This is a genomic window from Oceanisphaera arctica (assembly GCF_002936955.1).
Taxonomy (GTDB): Bacteria; Pseudomonadota; Gammaproteobacteria; order Enterobacterales; family Aeromonadaceae; genus Oceanimonas; species Oceanimonas arctica.
Map to the genome: position 1 here is coordinate 1 of NZ_MPZM01000031.1, position 21,540 is coordinate 21,540.

A 21,540-nucleotide genomic window follows, 5' to 3' on the forward strand; every position below is an offset into this window, starting at 1 on the left:
GCGCGACCAGCTCAATGCCCTGCTGGCCACCGGCCAGCGCATTACCGTGACCCCCTACGATTACGGCGTGGGAAAAATCGAGCAGACCGGGCACTATCTGGCACCCCAGAACGCCGCCGAGCGACTGGCTGCCAAGCTCAACGACAGCGCCGACCCCCGGCCGGCCCTCCGGCAGCCTGTATGCCGTCGGACTGCTGGTTGCTGCCGGCACCCTGCCCCAGTTCGCTCAGGCATTAAATAGCATCACCAGTGCCATACCGCTGCCAGAGTTGGCTGCCTGTGCTCGCAGGGTGAGCGCCGAGCTGAGTCACGAGCAAGACCGCATGCAGATTGCCGCCAAGGCCATCACCCCCGGCTGGGTACCCGGACAGCACAATGCCAGCCCCCAGCGGGCCGCCTCGGCCGCCCTCGGAGCCCAGCTCGCGCAGCTGGAGTCACTGGCGGCAGATGCTCAATCGCCCGTTGCAAAGCTGACCGCCCTCGCCGCCAAGCGAGCCGCCTGGCTAACTGCCCAGTCACAGGCGCTAACCAACCTGAAAGCCGGACTATCCGGCGCCCTGTATCGGGTGTCGGCAACCGGCACGCCGTCTGATATCGCCGCCGCCCTGCTATCGGGGCTGCCCAGCTACGAGCAGCCCCACAGCGCCGCCGTGCTGTTGGTATCCGACCAGCCGCTGACCTTTTTTGAGGAGCTACTACCATGATCGCGCTCGACGGCGAAATAATCCGCCTCAAATCGCCCCGCCTTACCCTGAGCATGGAATTCAAGGAAAAGGACACCTCCGGCCAGACCTCCGGTACCAGTGGCGCCGAGCAGGGCGAAAAGGGCAAAGAACTGCAGGTAACCGGCCTGATCCCCTTTGTCGACCAAATGGCCCTCGCCCGCCTGTTCGAGCTGGCCCAGGACAAAGGCGACGGCAACGAACGCAAAATCTACCGCATCGGCTGCGAACTGGCCGAAGCCGTCAAGATCTACCAGGTAAAGTTTGCCGGGCGCATCATGGCCCCCGAGCAGGAAGGCCTGTTAGCCTGGCGAGTGTCCTTCACCCTGCGTGAACACCTGTCGGTACCGGAAAAGCGCGAACAGCGCCGCATCAAGCCGGACGCCATTATCGGGCAGGCCACCGAAGGTACCCAGCCCGTGGCCCCAGCCGGGGCAATCAGCGGCGACGGTCAAGATCAGCAGCCAGAACTGGGCCGCGTAGGAAGATTCTTCAAACGCATCGACGATGCCATGGGCGAGAAAAAAGATGAAACTCAACAAGCGACTGACGCTTAACGGCCAAGAGGCCCATATCGCCGCCGATAAACTGGTGTTGGAACTATCCGGCGCCGGTCGTGGCTTTATCACCGTCAAAGGCACCGCCAGCCCGCGTGATATCGTGCGCCTCGATATCGGCTATGGCCAGGAGCTGCACCGCTACTTCACCGGCGTGGTTGCCAAGGCCATCCCCGCCGAAAACGGTCACGTCCGGTTGTTGGTCAAGGAGTTGGCTTTCGTGCTGGGTACCCGCGTCAGTATCAGCATTCAGCACGCCACCTTTCGCCAGGTGATCACCCGGCTGGCCGACGAAACAGGGCTTAACTTCGTGCTGCCGGCCGCCGCCGACTATACCGACAGGCCCATCCCCAACTTCACCACCGCCGGTACCGGCGCCCAGTTGCTCGAAAGCGCCGGTCGCGCCTTCGGCATCCCCGGCTTCTGCTGGTACCAGCAACCTGACGGCCACATCTACGCCGGTAGCTATCAGCACTCACGCTGGGCAGGCAGGTCCGTCACCATAGAGCAGGACATCACCAGCGCCCAGGCCGCCGGCAACAACCTGACCATTCCCGCCTCGCCGCTCATCCGCCCCGGCGCCCTGGTTAACGGCAACCAGATCACCCGGGTTGAATTCGACGGTACCAGCATGGTCCTGACCTGGGCGGGCAAGCAGAAAGCCGCCCAGCAACGCCAGATAGAACAGCAGTTCCCCGAACTGGCCGCCGGCTTTCATCTGCCCCAGCTCGGCATCGTCACCGCCACCGCCGACCAAGCCAGTGCCGGCCAGCTCAACGATCCCTACCGCCCCCGCTACGCCGTGGACGTGCAGCAGCTGAATGAAAACGGCAAGCCGGATACCGAAGTACCGGTATTCATGGCCGTACCGGTACCCGTGCTGTTTGGCGGCCCAGAACAGGGGCAATACCAGTACCCGCACCCGGGTACCCTGGTCGAACTGGGTTTTGCCTTTGGCCGCGCCGATCAGCCCTTTATCCGTACCGTGCTCGGATCCGGCTGGCCGCTGCCCGATATCCAGCCCGGCGAGCAGCTCACCCAGCAGCGGGCCGAGGTGTACCGGCGCACCGATCCGGCCGGCAACCATACCGCGGCCACCGATCAACTGCTTCGCCACATCGCCGCCCAGCTGCAGCAAGAGGCCGACGACTACCAGGGCCAGTTCGGCAGCCATCACCTCACGGTGGCCCAGCACAGCACCGAAGAAGTCGCCGGTCGAAAACTGATTGAGGCACTGGGAGCCATCGAGCTGCTGGCCGGTGACGACCTGGAACTGGCCACCCTCGGCAACCTGCACCTGGTCACCGCCGGCGAACGGGTCGACGTCACCGGAGCCAACTATCAGCACAGCATCGGCGGCGACAGCACTGCTACAGTACAAGGCAATGCCGCCACCACCATCACCGGCGACGAACAGCGCACCACCCAGGGCAATACCACAGAGCAGATCACCGGCAACAAGAGCAGCCAGGCCCAAACCCAGACCATCCTCGGCAACAGCATCGTGCTGGGCAACGGCACCCACAACATGCTGACCCTGATGATCGGCATGATGGCCGACGTGCAGGACGCTTTGCAGAAGCTGGACGGACACACCCACCCCGACCACAACACCCCGCCCAGCGTACAGGGCCAGGTGGCCAGCCACGCCACCGCCATCGGCACCACCAAGAGCAACCTGCAAAGCTTCACCGGCTAACCCCACCCAGCACCACCACAGGCGGCCCACAGCGGCCGCCTTGCCTTACCCTAGCAACCACCAACACAGATACAACCAACGCCGTCAGCGGCTGACTGACGGCGCCTGCGCTGGCCCACGTCACCCACCAGAGCGCCGCCACGTAATCCGTACACGCACGCCATCACCCCACGGAAACCGCGCTCCTCCGCGCCCGCCTTCGCGCTTTGTGTTTTAAAATTTTGGAAATTCTGCGGGTGTGCAAAACCATAGCCCGAGGCCAGCGTTGGCAAGGATCACGGGACGATCTGACGATCTACAAAAATTGAAGGGAATTGCACAGAAATGAAGGAATCAGGGTGTCAGCAGACCAGAGCCAAAACAAGCAAAGCCGCAGCTGGCTTGAGGGTCGCGCCGTTTACGTGGATAAAGCGGCGAAACGGAACATCAAGCCGAGCGCCGCAAGCCTTGCTACGACTAGGATCGCTGAAATGAAGAATTGCAATATCGTTCAACGCCAGGCAGGCCCGAACTGTTCCCGGAACTGCCGGTCGCGGTGCAGGGCTTCAAGCCGCAAGTCGACGCCCTGCCGTGGATCCTGACCCGCGTCACCCACAGCCTCAGTGCCAGCGGCTACACCACCGGCCTGGAGCTGGAAGTCAAAACCGACCAGCTACCGGAATAGCAGGCATAAAAAGGCCGCCAATTGGCGGCCTTTTTTTATTTAACCAGTACCACTTTCTTGGGGCGTTCATCTTTGCTTGTCGGTTTCTCCCAGTAAAAGCCGTGCTGTAATAAGGCGACAAACTCAACCTGTGACAGCGTAACTCGCTTCGGGCCTGAGCCAGAGCTAGATGCCGAGTCATAAATATCAAATACCACAGCGCCGGGGTCATACATTTGGCGGCTTACTTCCAGCCTATGTTGATCGAGTTCGGTGATGGAAACATTCTGATTGATATAGCTGCCGGTGAAGTCGCCAATTAATGCGTTTTTAGTTTCAAAACCGGCTGGTGAGGTGGAGAAGACCTGCAAGGTAACGCCGTGCACATATCCCGAGCGGTTGCTGTGTATCATGGTGCCCCTGGAGAACTCGAAGGCGTGCCCCTGCGTCCAGCCATGAAATTGATGCCCATGCACCACTGTTGGCGTCCATTTAATATCGAGCATCGCTTTAAAGTTTTCGGGAACGGCAAACTTCCACCCGGCAGCAAAGCCATCTTCAAACTGTGCAATCAGCACCTCGCGACGAGGAACAGCCCTGAGCCCGACAAAACTTTCTTGAATTTCGTTTGCCACCTTTTCGGTGACTGACTTGGCTTCTTCTGTTTCGGCGTTCTTGTCCTGGGTGGCTTCAAAGGTGTAATGAAAGGTTTCATCAAACTCCGGGATTTCGCCGGTCTCCAGCATATTCAAAAACTGAGCTTCACTTAAAATGGTGACGCCGTTCTTGCGCGACTTCTCAATCTTTACCGGCCCCGCGTTAGGCCCGCAGCATAAATAGGACAGGCTGCCAGATACACCCGTTCTCACGCCAAGGCTGGCGGCTTCTGCCCGTTGGCTGAGTTGCGATTTAATATCTTTCTTGAAACCGGTAAAGCAGATGGCGGGGTCCTTGCTTCTGGGTTTCGGTGCGGGTATTTCTGGCGGAACATAATCGGCGGGAATAGCGGCTTCGGCCTGCTCCAGCGATTCGTGATATTCAATCACCCTGTCTTTGCGAAAGGTGCGAATGCCGCCACCGTCGGTCAGAAAGCCCTGATAGTGCTCGGCAGACTCAGAGAAGTTGGCTATCTCAAAGGCGCCAAGGCGGCCCTTGGCATCACAGTAGGTAAAAACTTTAAGCATCCCTTGCTCCTGATTTTATTGTTTTATTATCTTCTTCGTCGGTACTTCCTGTGCTCGACCATGGTGCCGATGATCATCACCTCACACATGTCCGAACGAATGGGGGCGTAATCCTCGTTCAGCGGGATCAGTTCGAAGTATTCCACCCCGCCCGCATTAAAGCCGCGCGGGCGGTATTTCTTGAAAGTGGCCTCCCGGCTGCCGTTCTTGGCCGCCACATAGTCGCCGGGCACCGGCTCTATGTCCGGGTCGATGATCACCAGGTCGCCATCACTAAACTCCGGCGTCATAGAGTCGCCGCTGATGCGCATACCAAAGGCGCGCTCGCCTATATCATCATCGGCCTGCACATATTCAATGCCGCCATCCACTTCCCGAATTTCCCGCACCGCCGTCAACTGCCCGGCCTGCACATAACTCAACACCGGCACCTGGTGCCCGCCCATCGGCGCATGCGCCACGTTCTGGAAGGCAGGGGGTTCGGGTTCGTTCTTGCCGGTAACCAACCAGTCGGGGCTGCAGCTCAATGCTTTTGCCAGGGCGAGGAAGTTTTCGCCTTTTGGGGACGTGTCGCCACGTTCCCATTGGCTAATGGAGACCCGGCTAACGCCAACTTTTTTGGCTAGCCCGTCTTGGGTTAGTTGAAGCGCGTTTCGGCGCTGCAGGATTCTGCTGCTCATTGTCATGTAAGAGAGCTTACATACACACAACGAAAGATTCCCTTGCATAACACCGAAAGAAGTCTTACATTCATAGGCATCACCGTAAGAGGCCGTAAGCGACATGAAAAAAAATGAGGCCATTGGCCATTTTGGAAGCGTTGTAAAGCTGGCCGAGGCGCTAGGGATAAGGCCGCAGGCTGTATCCCAGTGGGGCGAAAAAATCCCCATGCGTCGCGCCTACGAAATCGAGCGCATCACCAACGGAAAGCTGAAGGCGCTGACGGAAAGTAAAGGTAAGTAAACCTGAGTGCGCAAGAAAAAAACAAAAAAAGACCAGTACGACACTTTGCAGGGGATAAAGATGAGTCAGCGCAAGCGGTTTACCGCGCCCAAGTATTCAGCCATACGCCGCAGTTGCCCGCATTGCGAAGCGCCCGCCCGCATCCGCACCAGCGAGGCCCAGTCTGCCCTGAGCCGCATCACCAAATACCAGTGCAGCAACATCGACTGCTGTCACGTCTGGGTCGAAGGCAGCGAAGTGCTCTACAGCATAGTGCCCTCGGCCAGCCCCAACCCCACCGTAAAAATACCCGTTAGATACAAGGAGAGAAACTAATGATCGAACTCACCAGACTGCTGCGCGCCCCGGCGCTGGTGCGGCATAACCCGCTGCGACCCGAGGTGATCACCCACCGCCACCGCCCCGGCTTTATCGAACGCCAGGACGGCAGCTGGATCACCCTGCCCGTTCAGACCCGCAGCGCCCGCAGCGCCCGCAGCCACAAGACAGGTAAGGCAAACAGGCCCAAGGCCCGCCGCCGCTTGTGGCACTGGCTGAACAGCCTGATCACGCAAGGAGCGACCGCATGACCATTCATCACCACAACCTGGCACAGGTAGTACCGTTCGATGCCAACCAGCAGGCCGCTACCGCTACCACTGCCGGCGAGCAGGCGCTGGCCGAGATGCGCGCCCGCCTGCAACGCAGCCGGGTCGCCGCCGAGTGGAGCCGCCTCAGTACCCAGCAGCGCGCCATGCTGTGCTACGGCGCCAAGCTGCGCCCCAGCAGCTATGCCGAACTGGCACTGGAAGAGATGACCGACGACGAACGCGAGCACATTCGCCTCGCCCTGGTCGAGATGAAGCGCGGCCTGCACAGCCTGACCACCACCGACCGCACCGAATGGCGCCAAGTGGCCGGCAACTGCCAGCACCACCAGAAAACCAAAAAAGAGCAGGCGCGCACCGAACAGCAGGGCCGCCTCAGGCTGGACCGCCAGATCCGCCAGCTGAGCGACAAATTGAACGCCGTAAACGCAAAAAGCCCCGTCAGCAGCAACTGACAGGGCTTTTCAAAACATCACTTCTTTACGCAAAGGAGCAAAAGAATTATGCCGCATTATGCCGCTATACGCAAAGTTGCCAACGAGCACCTGACCCAGTTCAACCGCCTGGCCCGCGTTCGTCGCGCCCAAAACGCCGAAGTGCCGTTCGAATGCGCCCTCGAAGCCCTCGCCCGCGTGGCCGAGCAGCTCGGTGCCGACGACCTCTATCAGCAAATTACCGACCGTCAGCACCTGTTGGAGCTGGGTCAGCCCCTGCCCTACATCACCGCCAACGGGGGTGAGGCATGAATCAGCGTGAGATGTTTTACGGGTTTTATCGCGCCGCTCGCCTGAACGAAAGCGGCTTCCCTGTGCACCTTATGGATAGCACCCCCGATGCCCAGGAACAGAAATACCAGATAGACCGCGCCGCCCTGCTGGCCGGGTTTGATGATTTCACCATCATGCACGCCGAGTGGGCCGCCGACATGGCGCTGGCAGACCGCCGCAGGCAACACGCCGAACCGTCCCGCCACTCGGTGGTGATTCAAATGCTGATGTTTACCCATGGCCGTGTGCGGAGGTCTTTCTGATGTCTGACATCCTCCACCCCCGTGATCACCTGCGCCTGCACTGGCGTCAGGCCAAGGCCGACTTCTGGCGGCAGTGGCAGCCCTGCTTTGAGCAAGGCGAAGACCACACCCGCCTAATGATCACCCTCGGTACCATTCGCAGCCTCTACTGGCAGTCGCTCGGTCAGGGAATGCTGGCCATCGCCCGCACCATCGGCAACTGGTGGCGTAAAACCGCCCCGCTGCACTGCCTGGGCGAGGTGGTGCTATGAACTATCCAGAACTACAGCAAGATGCGGCGGCGTTCTTCGCCCCGCCAGAAAAAGAAGCCGGTAAAAAAGTCGCCGGTACCCGGGTTAAAGAGCAGCTGTTTGCCGAACCGTACCAGCGCGAAAGCTTGCGCTGGGCCGCTGAGCTGCTGGCCGGTATTGAAGATCATGCCGCCAGCGCCCTGTTCTACCAGTATCAGCGCCGCCTGAGCAAAGGTGGTCAGCATCGCAGTGCCAATATTTGGCTGCGCAAATCGGTAGAGCAAATTCAGCTGCACGCCGCCCGCTTTCCGCTGCCGCTGCGCCAGGTGTCCAATGAGTTGGGCCGCGCCAATATCGCCCGCGAGTGGGCCGATCATGTGGTGGCCATCGTTAACGAGCTGACCAATGGGCTGACCACGCCCGCACCGGCCACGCGGATTTTGCACCAGGCCATGGAGCCCGCCAACAAGTGGGGCTTTTCTCCCAAGTTGCCTGACCTGACCAAAGAGATTACCGATAAGCACATCGATATGGCGGTGGCCGCTGTGGCACGCCTGCAGGATGCAGAATGGTGGCTGCGCCAAATCACCAAGGCATGGCGCCGTTATGCCGAGCATGTGGCCATTCTGGTGGGCCGGGTACGCAAGGGCGTTAGCGCTTATGTGTCTCACTCTGCCCTGCAGGACTATCGCGCCCGCAAGGATGCCGCCGCCCTGTGGCTGCAAACCATGTATGCCATCAACCCCGAGCTGGAGCTGGAGATCCCCCTGGCCGAGGCGGTGGCGTCCAGTATCTCTAACCCCGAGATCCGCCGTCACGAACTCATGGTGCGCATGCGCGGCTTTGAAGACCTGGCCGAAGAGCAGGGCTTTGTGGGTGAGTTCTACACCTGGACTGCGCCCAGCAAGCACCACGCCTGGACCATCGGCCGCAACAAAAAGGCGGTGCAAAACCCCCGTTATCAGGGCTGCACCCCACGCGATACCCAGCAATACCTCTGTGGCCAGTGGGCCAAGGCTCGCGCCAAGCTGGCCCGCCTGGGCGTGCAGGTGTTTGGATTCAGAGTGGTAGAGCCGCACCACGACGCCACCCCGCACTGGCACCTGTTGTTGTTTGCTCACCCCAGCCAGTTGCGCCTGCTGCGCTCTACCCTGCGCAAATACGCCATCGAGCACCACCGCGAAGAGCTGGGCCGCAAAGGGTACCGCGCCCGCTTCGACTGGCAGACCATAGATCCGAGCAAGGGCAGCGCCACCGGTTACATCGCCAAGTACATCGCCAAGAACATCGACGGCCACAAGGTGGGTATCGATGAAGAGACCGGCGAAAACGCCGAAAGCTCGGCCCCCGCCGTGGCCGCCTGGTCAAGCCTGTGGGGTATTCGTCAGTTTCAGCAGGTGGGCGGCCCGTCTGTCAGCGTGTGGCGCGAGCTGCGCCGCCTGCGCGAAGCGACCCAAAACCCGATATTGGAAGGCGCTCGCCGCGCCGCCGACCAGGGCAAGTGGGCCGACTTCGCCAACGCCATGGGCGGCATTCACCTGCAGCGCAAAGACCACTGCATCAAGCTGCAGCACCTGATCAACGAAGCAGCCAGCAAATACGGCGAAGACGTCAAAAAGCTCACCGGCCTGCGCACCGCCGACATTACCACCAGCGTCAACGGTGTGGTCTCCGGCGTCATGTTCGGCATCACCGAAGCCACCACTCGACACCCGGGTTGGGAGTTGTCTCGGGTTGGTTTGAGCGAGCGCAGCGAGTTGGGTTTGAGTGGCGGCAGCCGCTCTCCTTGGAGTTCTGACAATAACTGTACGGAACGATCAGTTTTGGCAGAAAAGGATCCACTGGGTCACGAAATGGCAATGCTCGGACTCAGCGACTTCGACCGTGGCCGGTTGGAAGCCGGGGCCACTGTGGTGATAGACGGCCTGTATGTGCGCTTGCGCGATGGCCAGCTGATCACCAGCACCGAACGCCCCGGCCTGCATAAAGAAAAGGCCTCTGATATGGCCTTTGAACCCGGCGAGTCAGTCGCCAGCCAGTGGCGCCGCCGCATAGTGGGTGAACTGCTCGGCGGCCAGACGCCGGTGGATGAGTTTTTTGATGCGGTACCGGATGAGGATATGGGCCTGGTGATACGCCAAACCGACACCGCCCTGCAGAAAGAACGCCGCGAGCGCCCCGAATCCTTCAAGTCTGAGCCGCTGCTGATGATGCTGCAGCAAATGATTGATGACCTTATCGACGATCACGAGTTCAGGGAGACATACCTTGGCTAAATCAAACCAGTATCGAATTACCCAGCACGCGGTGCAGCGCTATCAGCAACGCCGTTGCCGGCACCCGTTTCACATGACCGCCGACATTTGCCGCGCCCGGCCCGCCACCAAAGGCCGCCTGCGCAAAGCAGGCCGCTGGCCCCGCAGTGGTCAGCGGCTGCTGATAACGCCGGACAACTTCGCCTTTGTGACCGCCGGCGCCGTGATCATCACCTGCTTTTCATTGGGGAGCTGAACATGGGACAGACCACCCCCGAGTGGGAAGCGGCAGAAGCCAATAAGAGGGCCGAATGTCTGGCTCGCTATCACGAATGCAAGCGCTGGCTCGACACCCGTGACCGGGACCGCATCACCCGATGGCTGAACACCTTACCGCCCGAATACCAACAGCAGTGCCGGGCCACCCTGAACAGAATGAGAGAGCAAGACTGATGAGCATCATCACCAAACTGGAACAAATGCTTTGCCCGCACGAACACCACCTGGCCGCCAGCGGTGAAGTGCGCTGCGCCATGTGTGGCCACGTCAATAGGCCATTGGGCCGCCGCGCGACCCGCAATGCCTTGCTGGTGCTGGCGTTGGTATGGGCATCCTGCCTTTTGGGGCTGGCGTGTCTAATTCGGGAGGCAGCATGAAACTGACAAAGAACGAACGCCTGAGAAGGCACTTTGCCGCCGGCGGCTGCGCGCTGAGCCACGTCGAGATTGCCGCCATGTTCGATATCAGCCCTGCTGCCGCAGCTAACCTCATTACCTATTTGGAGTCGAAGGGCTGCAACAGATGGCTGGCGACAGTAGAGCGCCGGGAGCGTCGCTACCTGATCGACCTGAAACTGGTCGGCCCGGAGCAAACGGTCAGCGACCAGATCCGCGCAATCATGACGGAAGACCCCAGGGTAAAAACCGCCGCCCTGGTCAGCCGCTTCGGTTGCTCCGATGGTTTGGTGCATAACATCCGCCGCGAACTGGCCGGCACCTGCAAGCGCAAAGCACCAAAAGACAAGCAGGCATCATCCCGCCGTCGCCCCGGCGAGGGAGCAACACCAGCGCGTCACTGGCCCGACGAGGTGCCGCACCTGGCCAGAGCTGCCCGCTTCCGCCAACTGTGGCCGGTAAGGGCTCAAGCATGAGCCGCGAGATGTGGACTTACCTTGCCGTGACCGGTAGCCAGCTGTTCTGCCTGATAGCAACGGGGTGGCCCCCGTTCTTCGCCTCGGTACTGGGCGGTCTGGTCGTTTGTTATATCCAGCAGAAGGTCGAGGAAATCATGGAAGCATACATGGAGGGAAGGTTTTGACCCCCGCCGAGCGCAAACAGAAAAGCCGCGCCGCCGCCAAGGCGGCCGGTATTGTCCGGGTCGAAGTGAGCCTGGGCATTAACGAATCCAACCGGCTGGACGAGTTATGCAAAACACGGGGCGGCGTGCGCGGCCCCTACTCCGCCGACGAATACCTGACCCTGCTCATCCACCGCGACTGGCAAAAGCTGCAAAGCCAACTGGCCGAACTGGGCACCTGCAACCACTGTGGCGACCCACTGCCCGAAGGCTGCAAGGGATTATTCAAGGGTGCCGGCACCTGCTGGCACACCACCGAAGCAAAAGCGCTAGAGCTGTGACCGGTCACAAGGAGATAAAAACAATGATGCACTCACCTACCCTGTTCATGCTGATGGCCAGCTACGGCGGGCCTACCGTATCGCTCGACAGCATCAGCGAACAGTATTTCGGCATGTCGTGCCGCACGGCCCAGGCCAAAGCCACCGCCGGCCGCCTGCCCGTGCCCGCCTTCCGGGCCTCGCAAAAGTCACCCTACCAGGTGCACCTGGCCGACCTGGCCAACTACATCGACAACAAGCGCACCGAAGCCAGAGACAGAACCAGCCTGATGGCGATAACAGGCTGACGCCGGCAATCGCCCACTAAAAAGCCCACCGATGAGTGGGCTTTTTTATGCGTGTCGAGATCGAAGGTGATCCATAAGTATCCCACGAAAAAATCAACACCAGCAAAAACAGACACTTAGTTAAAAGTCTGCCCCATCCAACATCGGAGCGACAGAGAAGCGGGCACTAGGATACATTGTTTAAATCTCTTTATTTTTCAGTGCCTTAGCTGAAAAACGACTACGGCAAAGCTTGGGTGTAATGAAGGTTTAGCTTGCTTCATGTCCCCTAAATGTCCCCTAAGGGGCAAATCTGGGGACATGTTCACGGACAGAGCGAGCCAAGGGAGTGGGATTATACATGGCGCATACTATCGCCTCAAATTTGAGCAGTTGATCACAGTTCAGCAACCTCTTTTCACTAATTTAGAGAGGTTGGTTATGGCTACTATTTCTATCGAAAAGGTTACTGGTAAAAAGGCCGTTAAGTATAAAGCAAGAGTAAGGGTGATGAGCCGTGGACAAAAGTTGTTCGAGCAATCGAAAACTGTAGCAACTGAAAAGGGGGCCAAAGCTTGGGCAAGGGCGCTTGCTCACCAGCTAGAAACAGAAGGTTTACCGCAACCAGAGGTAGAAGCACGGACGATCTTAATCGGGGATCTCATCACTTTGTATCTAACCGATGATGTGACATCTGTAACACTAGGGCGGTCTAAGTACGCCGTACTGAGTCGACTCAGGGCCTATGACATAGCGTTGATCCGAGCTGATAAACTAACAGCGCATGACCTAGTTAATCACTGCCGCATCCGTCAAGCTGAGCCAACCCGCCCCCTGCCACAAACTATCTACCAAGACATTACCTATATAAGAAGTGTAATTGATGTGGCTCAGCCTATCTTCGGCTACGAGGCAAATACTAGGGCACATGATGATGCAATTCCTGCGCTAGTAAAGTATGGCTTGATAGGTAGAAGCCAGCGTAGAGAACGCCGTCCGACACCGGATGAGCTGAACATCATGGAGCAGGGCTTGCAACGAAGACAGTCTCACAGAGCTGCACATATCCCTCTTGTCGACATTTTTCACATCTCTATTCTGACCTGTATGCGGCTAGGAGAAATCACCCGCATCACATGGGATGACCTCAACGAAAACGATCGAACCATAACGATTCGAAATCGCAAAGACCCACGCAACAGAATCGGGAATCACTGCACCATACCGTTGCTTCCTGATGCGCTGGAGATCATGTTACGTCAACCAAAAACCGATGAGGAAAACCGAATTTTCCCCTACAACTCACAGTCAATCAGTGCCGCGTGGCAGAGAGTTTGTAAAGAAGAGGGGATCCAAGACCTCCACTACCATGACCTGCGCGCCGAAGGAGCATGCCAGCTGTTTGAAAGGGGCTTAAACATAGTGGAGGTATCCAAGATAACTGGTCACAAAGACATCAACGTATTGAATAACGTCTATCTCCGTGTCGGTGTTCAAAGTCTGCATCAACCCCCCATCATCGACTAAAAAACACTCAATCAAACAAAGTAAGCGTGATCTACATCACGCTTTTATCTTTTGGTTACACGCACCATTTTCAAATCTCACCTTTGGATACTCAAAAAAGCGCTTTTTTGGCCTGTTTACTACGCCACTTTGGCTCCGGAGGTCAAAAACCCCTTCCCTGCTAATACCCCCCCAATAAACGCCAAATTAAGCCTATTTCTGACGGTCTCCCCTGATTTGCACTGCCCTCAGATGGCTCTTAGTATCATTTCCAAGTCACCACAACTGTACATACATACAGTCAAAAGAAAGGAAATGCCACGTTGGCCACACAAATAATAGAATCTGTAGAGACTCGTTCAGGAACCCGCTACAAAGCAAGAGTGCGCCTTAAGTTAGCAGGGATGAAACGCCAAGAATGTTGTAAAACATATTCAACACTGAGAGAGGCACAGCGTTGGGCTAAAAGAGTCTATGAAGCTACCTTACGGGACGGTATTGAAGGGCTTAGAAGAGCGAGCCGGCAGGCAGAACCAACTGTCGGAGATCTGATCCGCTGCGTTCTTGAAAATAGTCCAACGAGTGAAAAATTAGGAAGGTCAAAAAAGGCTGGGTTGAAAAGCTTTCTAAAGCTGCCAATAGCTCAAGTTCCTTTATCACAACTTAGCTCTGAACATGTAGTTGCGCACTGTGAGCTACGTCTTTCTATAAATGAGAACCTAAAGCCCCAGACATTATCTCATGACGTGTCTTACCTTTTTACAGCATTAAAAGATGCTAAGGCGTTTTATGGGTATATGGTGGACTGTAGCTTTTTCTCAGATTTACGTTCGTCATTGCAGAGGCATAATATTATAGCTCGCTCCAGTGAGCGGAGTCGTAGACCCACACAGCTAGAGCTGATAAACATTAGCAGTGTCTTTATAGAGCAATACCACAACAACAAAGGTGGTATTCCAATGTTAGACATATTAAATCTAGCATTATTAACAGCATTACGTCGCTCTGAGCTTGTCAATATACGCTGGTGTGATGTTAATTGGACAGAGAAATCTCTTAAAGTGAGGAGTAGAAAGCACCCCCAAAATCACTTGAGACATACTGACACTATATACTTAAATGAAGATGCATTAAAAATAATATCTAACCAGCCATTAGGGAATGATAATGACTTCATATTCCCATATAAAGCTGATGCAATCAGTAATGAATGGAAAAAAGCTAGAGAGCAACTAAATATCATCGACCTTAGATTTCATGATATTCGAGCTGAAGCCGCTTGTCGATTTTTCGAATATGGATTTAGTGCTGTTGAAGTATCAAAAGTAACGGGCCACCGCAACCTTGATGTTTTGAATAACCACTACCTTAGATTAAGAGTAGTACCTACTTCAAACTACCCTAATCTATAAAACAGTAGTAATTAATTTGGCGACTAGGTTTTTCCTTAATAACAAACCTAGTTGCCAGCTATGCTAACAACTCTTGGAGTACGGAATGAATATAACATTAGAAGCTGAAGTGCAAATCAAACCCAATACAAATAAAGAAAAAAATATGAAAAGGTATGGTAATTTAAATTTCTTAAGAGGTTCATCCGGCTTTGATGCACAGCCAGAATGGTTAATAAAAAGCTTCATCCCATCGTCCTCATTTGGTGTCATTTATGGCGCAAGTGGTTCATTAAAGTCATTTCTTGCGATTGATCTTTGTTGTTCCATTGCGACTGGAGAAAACTGGTGCGGTAAAACCGTTAAGAAAGGTGCTGTCGTATACATTGCAGCTGAAGGACAAAGCGGTGTATCTAAACGCATAAAAGCATGGGAAATAAAAAACAACACAACGGCTAGAAATTTATATGTATTAGGGCATAGCTTAGTTATCTCTGATGAAGAAACACAAGAATCACTTATTTCATCGATTAAGGACATTGAACAAGAAGATAATGTAAAAATACAATTGGTGGTTTTAGATACACTAGCTCGTTGCTATTCAGGCGATGAAAATACTTCCCGTGATATGTCAGCATTTGTAAGAGGGTGTGACAATATAAAATCAAAAACAAATGTAGCAATGATGTGTATTCATCACTCTGGCCGAGATGAAAATAAAGGTGCTCGTGGCAGCTCGGCATTAAGAGCAGCTTGTGACTTTGAATTTCAGGTGAAGAGGAATGGCAACGCAAAAAAAATTAACTTTATCAATACAAAGCAAAAGGAAGATGATGAGGCTCCAAGTATAGAGCTTGAGTTTGACTCTATTGAGTTAGGGATTAAATGTGATCAGGATCAACCCATAACCTCTTTAGCAAAAACAAGTGAAGCGTATAAAGATACTCAAGAGCAAGTAAATTCAGAAAGCCCTATAGTAAAGCTGATACACGATGTACTTGGTGGGAAAACAACTCGCGGTCAGTTGCGCCAAGCTTTGTATCCCAACGATACCAAACTAACAGATGCTCAACGAAAGCAACTTAGCCGCTCTTTAAATAGCTTGCAAGACTCAGGAGTGATTAACATAAATAAATTATCTTTAACTCGTTCATCAGATGATGATATTATTACTATTGTTTAAGCTGTGACATGTGACACACCTTTAGGGTGTGTCACTCCGTCACAACCTAAATAACCATCAAATTTAAACCAAGTGTAAATGGATTATTATGATTAATAAAATTTCGGCTTTTATTAGTAACAAACATGAGTAAAAAATAGAAAAAATTCAGTTGGATCATATTCACTTTTACATAGACCAGAGTACTTACAAGGCTTTTGAAGCAGTAAGTTATGAACTGCATATATCTGCATTGATTGATGACGTTACTATCCATGCTGAACTTCAACTAAGCGCTCATCTAAATGACATAATAGAAGGTAAATTCATACACTTTGAGCGATCTTGTGACTATAGCTACGATCGTATTTCAATTTTTGATAAAAGTGGGTTATGCATAGAGATCGACGATTTTGATAGTATCTATAGATTAAATGGCAAAGATCTAGATTTAGAAGAAAATCAGGAGATGGATATTTCTAGCAAAGCTAGTTAATCTTATTGAATTCATCCTTGAAAGCAATGAGGATAAATATAATGAGATGTTATTGAAAGCTGAATTTAAGGAGAGAAGCTTAGACTCAAAAGAAGAGCAAGAGCTACATCATCATTGATAATATATATCTCCACACTCAAAGGTTGATGCTATTATTAGTATCACAATTTGACTAAGTGACACACTCTTAAGGTGTGTCACTTGGCACATACTAATTTTTCAAATTGTGATTATGAAATATTTATGAATGAGAGCGAATAATATCAACTATCAAATCGTCTGCGAACTGGGTCTTGAAATTTACAGTTATATCTTTACTAATCTGCTTAAATAGCTCTTGAGCATGTTCAATCTTACGCTCCTCTTCTTTACGTAAACTATCCTTACCTTCTACATTCTTCGTCTCAATTATGAAATTTAGGTATTCACCTTTTGTTGTTTTAACAACATATGCAAAATCTGGCGAATACGAGTACCCCCCTGAAACAGGTATTTTAATCGAATTTTTAGGTATCTTAGTAAAAACAGAAACTGACTGAATCTCTCCATCTGTAATGTTAAGCTTTTCAAGCTCAGAATCATAAAAGACTTTCTCGAACAAATAAGAATCAAGTGGTGTGGTAGATCCATCACTATGAACACCGAGATCACTTGCCATAACTTCTTCAAGTGGTTCGCCTTGTTTATCAGTAAATTTAGTTGGATGAATAGCGTTTGAAATAACGTTGTAACCAAGTCCAAACTTATTAAATGAGTTATTTAAAAGAAACTTACTGAACCCTGATTTTATCTTATGGATCGTCTGAATGTTGAGATATTCCGTGATATCTATTTCAACTTTAATAGAAGAAAATGCTTTATGCAGAGTAGAAATTTTAATAAATGCATCTTGAGACAACCGCTCCAAGAACTCTCGGTAAGTCATTGTGCTAAACTTTGCAAAATCATCATCATCACCAAACATTGTTTTTGACATGGCGGTATCGTTATGTATGTATATCTTTTCTATACGAGTCTTAACGCCAGTCTTTTTGAACTTGCTTGATTCTTCAATAAGATAGCTTTTAAATAGCTCTAAAAATTCATCCTCATTAGCTATTTTATATTCAAGAATAGCTTTTTGATTAATAATTTCCCATAGCTTTTTTAGCTCATCGTACTTACCAACTCGCATTTTAGTTCGTTTTTTACCATCATCAGCCTTCTTAATCTTATTAGGCTTAATGCCAGTTGGGAATGCTCTTGGAAATTCACCTTTTAGTTGAGCATAGCTATCACTTCCGATGAAATTTTCATTGTCATCAATAATCCCCTTATCTATTAAGTCGGTCATAAGTTTAAATAAAGACAGACTGGGATATTGTGCAATTATTTTATCTTTTATTTCCTGAGTAAGCTTACTTGGTACTGTTTCTTTGAATGAGCTATCATTCACTTCTTTAATAAGTGAATCAACAAAGTCTTTTTCAGTAAAATCGACATAGTAATTAAGAGTAAATGTACGGTCTTTCACACGGCACATATACTCATTTACAGGTAATCGTAAACCACGACCAACCTCTTGTAATTTAGATGTTGTACTACCACTAGATCGCAACTTACATATTTGAAAAACGTTAGGGTTATCCCAACCTTCTCTCAATGTCCATTTTGAGAAGATGAAGCGCCTAGGATTATCCAAAGATAGTAGTAACTCTTTGTCGTGTAGTATCTCATTAATCTCTTGTTCTATTTTTTCATCTTTATCGCTATTATCTTTCGAAAAATAACCACCGTGAACACTTGATACATCTTTGAGTGTTTTCTCTAGATAGCATTTATAGAACGGTTCAGTTTCAGTTTCTAATAAACACTTTACCTCTGCGAGTACCCAGCTTTCGAACTTGCTTTTCAAGCTACCTGACAGTTTATTACCATCGCGGTATCCTTCAATATCATCAATAAAAAAGAGTGTTAATGGCTTGATTCTAGGCTTTTGTGTCAAAAACTCTCGTTCAATCTTAAAGTGCTCTCTTATTGCTTTTTGCATCATATTATCTTCAAGCGTTTGAGAGTAAGAGTATGGATTGATCGATTCACCTATTTTAAGCTCTACACCATTACTTAAAACAACAGTATTTTTGTTCAGAGCGTCAACGAATAGATCATGAATTTCACTATGAACCTTAGAAAGAGAGTCGCCTTTTGTTAGTTTAAAGTTGATTTTTCTATCATTTTCGTTAAGTTCAAAATTTGCTTCAGAACCATTAGAGCTTTTAAACTTAAGACTAGCGGAATCATCTCCTACTAGGTTTTCGATGTGGGCATCAATACCTTTTACTAAATCATCATTAAACGCATCAACCGCAGTAAGGCGATAGACTAGGTTTCTAAATTCATTATTAAATGTTGCACCGTATCGAATGATATACTGAGCTTCAAACTTTTCGATATTTTTCCATGTTTTAGCACTTTCCCTAGTAGGAAACTTATGAGGTTCATCAATTATGATGAAAGGCTTTACAGCTTGAATAGCATCAAATGGCGTATAATGTTGATTCCCTAACAAACCAACGTCATATTTATCAGATAGTGATTTGGAGTTAATCATTCCAGAGTTGATAATTAATACATATATATATTTTTTGCTGATACTACTAGCTTCAACAAAATCATGTATGGCTTGAGGTATATATGCTTTTGTATTTTTCTTTGATTTTTTTTGGCTCTCGACTACGTAAGATTTTATTTCACGATCATAAGGATCTCGGAAGTGCTCCTTTAATGCGTCACTTTTTAGGAAGTTAACCGTACCAGCTTTAATAGAAAGAGTAGGTACTACTATTATGAACTTATTAATACCAAATGATTTATTCAAATCGAACATGGTTTTTGTATAGGTATACGTCTTACCTGTTCCTGTTTCCATCGAAACATCAATGATATTACTGCTATCATAGTACTCTCTAGAATGCTCAATTCTATTTAAATCTTGTACTGCTTTAATATTTAAATAATATTGCTGAGGTGAAATTTCGAGTACAGGGTTTGCCAACATGCGAGTAGTTGAATCTTCAGACTGAACAGGTTCAGCCCCAACAAACATACTCATTACAGCATCTATACCAGCCTGTTGATGAGGCAAGTTTTTTTCAAAAGTAAAACCTTTAGACATTAGTTGCGTACCACCAATTCAAGCTCTAGAGACTTCTTGTTTGCATAACTATTCAATGCTTCGTTAAGTTCCATTTGCTTTGCACTTTCAAAATTACGACTATATATAATCACTTTATTTGGTGCGAACTCTTTATTTAAGTCAAGCTTTTTTAGCAATTCCTTTAGAGAGTTACTAGAAAAGTCGGGAGCAATCAAGTATAGGCGACCATCACATAGGTGTGCTCTATAGCCATTTAGATCAACATCTTGAATTGGTGTGGTTAACAGGCTTCCGTCATATAAACACCACGTTGTAAGAGTAGTATCATACTGCTCCTTTGTCAGAACGGCATCATCGAAGAACGAAAAGTTAGATAGTGTCAATTCGGCATCATCTTGTGCTCTAAAATCTTCAACTACTTCAAAAACTTTAAATCCTGAATTACCACATGCTCTACCTGCTCGGATAAGGCGTTCTTTGGTGACATCAAAGACTGTATCATATCCATTTTTATATGGTTCAGAGTCTTTCTTAGTAGGCTCATCTAGCTGGACAGTAATAAATTGATACGACGTTTTTTCATTATTATTTAGGTTAAATACAGCATGTGCCGTTGTGCCAGAGCCAGCAAAGAAGTCAAGTATAACACCATCCCCATTACAAACATAAGAAATCAACTTCTCAATTAACTGCGTTGGTTTTGGATTGGTAAATACTTTTTTCATTTCAGGAAAAATATCTCTAAGCTCATTAGCTCCCAATCTTCCATCTAAATCCAATATACTTGAAAACTTTTCTTCGAACTCTTCAGCATATAATTTCAATTCAATAATTTTGTTATGATCTTTACCATATATTATTTTGTCACTATCAATGAGAGCTTGCATTGTAGACTCTTTAAACCGGTACCCCATTAGTGGTAACTTACAAGGCTTTAATGTTTTAGGATGAATAACATCATACCTATAACCATCTTTCCCGGGGTTATGCACACTCTGACTACCAGTATAAATACCGCCTTCATCAATAAATTTATAACGATCAAGTGGACCCAATTGAAATTTATTCTCTTTAAACCAAGCTGTATAAACAGATTGAAGTTCTTTGGGATCAGAATACTTTGAGGCTAGCTCATTGCCTAATTCGACTAGACTATCTTTTATCTCAGAAACATTACTTTTCCACTTCGAGTCAAGCTTTGTCTTATCTTTAGCAAATGCAACAATGTATTCGTGTTCGACAGCTATATTTGTAGGGTTATTATCTGTTACGTTTTTCCAAATCACATTCCCCAAGTGATTTTGCTCTCCAAATATCTCATCACATATTACTTTAAGTTGAGACAACTCATTATCATCTATAGATACGAAAATCACACCATCTTCTTGCAAAAACTCTCTAGCTACGTATAACCGAGGGTAAATAAAAGTTAGCCATGCGCTATGACTACTAGAGCCTTTATCTGTAAACTCTAGAATACGCTTTGCTTCATCGAGTTCGATACCCGCAAGTTCACTTAATTGCTCTTTAGTAAACTTACGATCATCCTGATAGGTAAATCCATCTTTTCCTGTGTTATAAGGTGGATCAATGTATATCACCTTCACCTTTTCACTGTAAGCATTAACCATATGCTTTAACACTTCAAGATTATCGCCCTTGATTAGCAAGTTTTTACTATGTCTATTTTCCTCGAGTTGATTATGATTGTCATCTTCATTAATCAATGTCTTTGGAGGTAAGTTAGTAAGCAATCTGGCATAAGACTTACCAAGCCAGTTAAGTGAATACGACTCATTAGAAAGTTCAACCTCATCACCCTGAACTACTTCAATAATTTTTTCTTGAATAAGATTCCCTTTCTTATCAAAAAACTGAGGGAAGTGTTTTTTTAATAGAGCAACTTGCTTACTATTAGTAGTTTCAATATTTGAATAGATAGTTTCTTTTATCATTGACATGTTCGCCTAGAAGTTTCACTTAGAATGTTACACTGTATTATTTTCGTGTAGGACTTAAACCTAAAATTAGAATGTGATTAAGGTTGTTAACTTACAAACAATGCCTAGTTATACG

At 50.0% G+C, this 21,540-nt stretch carries 27 protein-coding genes and 1 pseudogene; 24 read left to right on the forward strand and 4 right to left on the reverse strand.

Annotation, left to right across the window (positions count from 1 at the left end; translation table 11 throughout):
• The 5 genes and pseudogenes from UN63_RS17095 to UN63_RS12345 form a co-directional block, all read left to right on the forward strand.
• A pseudogene (locus UN63_RS17095) lies at positions 1 to 241 on the forward strand (hypothetical protein); the annotation flags it as partial.
• 28 nt (positions 242 to 269) lie between these two features.
• Entirely contained in the window at positions 270 to 704 is a 435-nt protein-coding gene (locus tag UN63_RS12330) for a hypothetical protein (RefSeq protein ID WP_146084747.1), read from the forward strand.
• Positions 701 to 1,279, forward strand: a complete 579-nt coding sequence (locus tag UN63_RS12335; protein WP_104487051.1) for a baseplate complex protein — start codon at positions 701 to 703, stop codon at positions 1,277 to 1,279. Before UN63_RS12330 ends, UN63_RS12335 begins: the two co-directional genes overlap by 4 nt.
• The gene (locus tag UN63_RS12340) at positions 1,251 to 2,978 is read left to right on the forward strand and encodes a hypothetical protein (protein WP_104487052.1); all 1,728 of its coding nucleotides are present in this window, start codon (positions 1,251 to 1,253) and stop codon (positions 2,976 to 2,978) included. The genes UN63_RS12335 and UN63_RS12340 overlap by 29 nt, the downstream gene beginning before the upstream one ends.
• Positions 2,979 to 3,456: 478 nt before the next feature.
• Positions 3,457 to 3,642: a hypothetical protein gene (locus UN63_RS12345; RefSeq protein ID WP_104487053.1), complete on the forward strand. Its 186-nt coding sequence runs from the start codon at positions 3,457 to 3,459 to the stop codon at positions 3,640 to 3,642.
• A gap of 35 nt (positions 3,643 to 3,677) precedes the next feature.
• Here UN63_RS12345 and UN63_RS12350 read toward each other — a convergent pair whose 3' ends face one another.
• Entirely contained in the window at positions 3,678 to 4,805 is a 1,128-nt protein-coding gene (locus UN63_RS12350; protein WP_104487054.1) for a BRCT domain-containing protein, read from the reverse strand.
• A gap of 26 nt (positions 4,806 to 4,831) precedes the next feature.
• A complete protein-coding gene (locus UN63_RS12355) occupies positions 4,832 to 5,608 on the reverse strand; it encodes a LexA family protein (RefSeq protein ID WP_342352437.1) in 777 nt (258 codons plus the stop codon).
• Between UN63_RS12355 and UN63_RS12360 the strand changes: the two genes are divergently transcribed.
• The 19 genes from UN63_RS12360 to UN63_RS12445 all read left to right on the forward strand — a co-directional run bounded on the left by UN63_RS12360 (position 5,589) and on the right by UN63_RS12445 (position 16,328).
• Positions 5,589 to 5,768 carry a Cro/CI family transcriptional regulator gene (locus UN63_RS12360; protein WP_104487056.1) on the forward strand — a complete coding sequence of 60 codons (180 nt, stop codon included), beginning with the start codon at positions 5,589 to 5,591 and terminating at the stop codon, positions 5,766 to 5,768. The genes UN63_RS12355 and UN63_RS12360 overlap by 20 nt on opposite strands.
• Positions 5,769 to 5,828: 60 nt before the next feature.
• Positions 5,829 to 6,083: an ogr/Delta-like zinc finger family protein gene (locus tag UN63_RS12365; RefSeq protein ID WP_229793433.1), complete on the forward strand. Its 255-nt coding sequence runs from the start codon at positions 5,829 to 5,831 to the stop codon at positions 6,081 to 6,083.
• Positions 6,083 to 6,337, forward strand: coding sequence for a hypothetical protein (locus UN63_RS12370; RefSeq protein ID WP_104487057.1), 255 nt, complete (start codon positions 6,083 to 6,085; stop codon positions 6,335 to 6,337). The genes UN63_RS12365 and UN63_RS12370 overlap by 1 nt, the downstream gene beginning before the upstream one ends.
• Complete coding sequence (locus UN63_RS12375; protein WP_104487058.1) at positions 6,334 to 6,810, forward strand: hypothetical protein; 477 nt, start codon at positions 6,334 to 6,336, stop codon at positions 6,808 to 6,810. The genes UN63_RS12370 and UN63_RS12375 overlap by 4 nt, the downstream gene beginning before the upstream one ends.
• Before the next feature lie 48 nt (positions 6,811 to 6,858).
• The gene (locus UN63_RS12380; protein ID WP_104487059.1) at positions 6,859 to 7,101 is read left to right on the forward strand and encodes a hypothetical protein; all 243 of its coding nucleotides are present in this window, start codon (positions 6,859 to 6,861) and stop codon (positions 7,099 to 7,101) included.
• Complete coding sequence (locus tag UN63_RS12385) at positions 7,098 to 7,385, forward strand: hypothetical protein (RefSeq protein WP_104487060.1); 288 nt, start codon at positions 7,098 to 7,100, stop codon at positions 7,383 to 7,385. Before UN63_RS12380 ends, UN63_RS12385 begins: the two co-directional genes overlap by 4 nt.
• The gene (locus UN63_RS12390; RefSeq protein ID WP_104487061.1) at positions 7,385 to 7,636 is read left to right on the forward strand and encodes a hypothetical protein; all 252 of its coding nucleotides are present in this window, start codon (positions 7,385 to 7,387) and stop codon (positions 7,634 to 7,636) included. Before UN63_RS12385 ends, UN63_RS12390 begins: the two co-directional genes overlap by 1 nt.
• Entirely contained in the window at positions 7,633 to 9,891 is a 2,259-nt protein-coding gene (locus UN63_RS12395) for a replication endonuclease (RefSeq protein ID WP_104487062.1), read from the forward strand. The genes UN63_RS12390 and UN63_RS12395 overlap by 4 nt, the downstream gene beginning before the upstream one ends.
• Positions 9,884 to 10,126, forward strand: a complete 243-nt coding sequence (locus UN63_RS12400) for a hypothetical protein (protein WP_104487063.1) — start codon at positions 9,884 to 9,886, stop codon at positions 10,124 to 10,126. Before UN63_RS12395 ends, UN63_RS12400 begins: the two co-directional genes overlap by 8 nt.
• Before the next feature lie 2 nt (positions 10,127 to 10,128).
• Positions 10,129 to 10,323, forward strand: coding sequence for a hypothetical protein (locus UN63_RS12405; protein WP_104487064.1), 195 nt, complete (start codon positions 10,129 to 10,131; stop codon positions 10,321 to 10,323).
• Positions 10,323 to 10,526: a hypothetical protein gene (locus UN63_RS12410; protein WP_104487065.1), complete on the forward strand. Its 204-nt coding sequence runs from the start codon at positions 10,323 to 10,325 to the stop codon at positions 10,524 to 10,526. The genes UN63_RS12405 and UN63_RS12410 overlap by 1 nt, the downstream gene beginning before the upstream one ends.
• Positions 10,523 to 11,020 (forward strand): hypothetical protein, encoded by a 498-nt coding sequence (locus UN63_RS12415; protein WP_104487066.1) that lies wholly within the window; start codon positions 10,523 to 10,525, stop codon positions 11,018 to 11,020. Before UN63_RS12410 ends, UN63_RS12415 begins: the two co-directional genes overlap by 4 nt.
• Positions 11,017 to 11,187, forward strand: a complete 171-nt coding sequence (locus UN63_RS17100) for a hypothetical protein (protein WP_181068241.1) — start codon at positions 11,017 to 11,019, stop codon at positions 11,185 to 11,187. The genes UN63_RS12415 and UN63_RS17100 overlap by 4 nt, the downstream gene beginning before the upstream one ends.
• On the forward strand, positions 11,184 to 11,507 hold the full coding sequence (locus UN63_RS12420) for a TraR/DksA C4-type zinc finger protein (RefSeq protein WP_104487067.1): 324 nt from the start codon (positions 11,184 to 11,186) through the stop codon (positions 11,505 to 11,507). The genes UN63_RS17100 and UN63_RS12420 overlap by 4 nt, the downstream gene beginning before the upstream one ends.
• A gap of 23 nt (positions 11,508 to 11,530) precedes the next feature.
• A complete protein-coding gene (locus UN63_RS12425; RefSeq protein ID WP_104487068.1) occupies positions 11,531 to 11,794 on the forward strand; it encodes a pyocin activator PrtN family protein in 264 nt (87 codons plus the stop codon).
• A 420-nt stretch (positions 11,795 to 12,214) separates the two neighbouring features.
• Positions 12,215 to 13,300 (forward strand): site-specific integrase, encoded by a 1,086-nt coding sequence (locus UN63_RS12430; RefSeq protein ID WP_104487086.1) that lies wholly within the window; start codon positions 12,215 to 12,217, stop codon positions 13,298 to 13,300.
• A 302-nt stretch (positions 13,301 to 13,602) separates the two neighbouring features.
• Positions 13,603 to 14,691 carry a site-specific integrase gene (locus tag UN63_RS12435; RefSeq protein WP_146084748.1) on the forward strand — a complete coding sequence of 363 codons (1,089 nt, stop codon included), beginning with the start codon at positions 13,603 to 13,605 and terminating at the stop codon, positions 14,689 to 14,691.
• A gap of 85 nt (positions 14,692 to 14,776) precedes the next feature.
• Positions 14,777 to 15,853 carry a helicase RepA family protein gene (locus UN63_RS12440; protein WP_104487070.1) on the forward strand — a complete coding sequence of 359 codons (1,077 nt, stop codon included), beginning with the start codon at positions 14,777 to 14,779 and terminating at the stop codon, positions 15,851 to 15,853.
• 151 nt (positions 15,854 to 16,004) lie between these two features.
• Positions 16,005 to 16,328 carry a hypothetical protein gene (locus UN63_RS12445; RefSeq protein WP_104487071.1) on the forward strand — a complete coding sequence of 108 codons (324 nt, stop codon included), beginning with the start codon at positions 16,005 to 16,007 and terminating at the stop codon, positions 16,326 to 16,328.
• A 241-nt stretch (positions 16,329 to 16,569) separates the two neighbouring features.
• Here the strand turns inward: UN63_RS12445 and UN63_RS12450 are convergent, their stop codons facing one another.
• Both UN63_RS12450 and UN63_RS12455 read right to left on the reverse strand, forming a co-directional pair.
• The gene (locus UN63_RS12450) at positions 16,570 to 19,482 is read right to left on the reverse strand and encodes a type III restriction-modification system endonuclease (RefSeq protein WP_104487072.1); all 2,913 of its coding nucleotides are present in this window, start codon (positions 19,480 to 19,482) and stop codon (positions 16,570 to 16,572) included.
• A complete protein-coding gene (locus tag UN63_RS12455; RefSeq protein WP_229793432.1) occupies positions 19,482 to 21,419 on the reverse strand; it encodes a site-specific DNA-methyltransferase in 1,938 nt (645 codons plus the stop codon). Before UN63_RS12455 ends, UN63_RS12450 begins: the two co-directional genes overlap by 1 nt.
• Positions 21,420 to 21,540 lie beyond the last annotated feature (121 nt).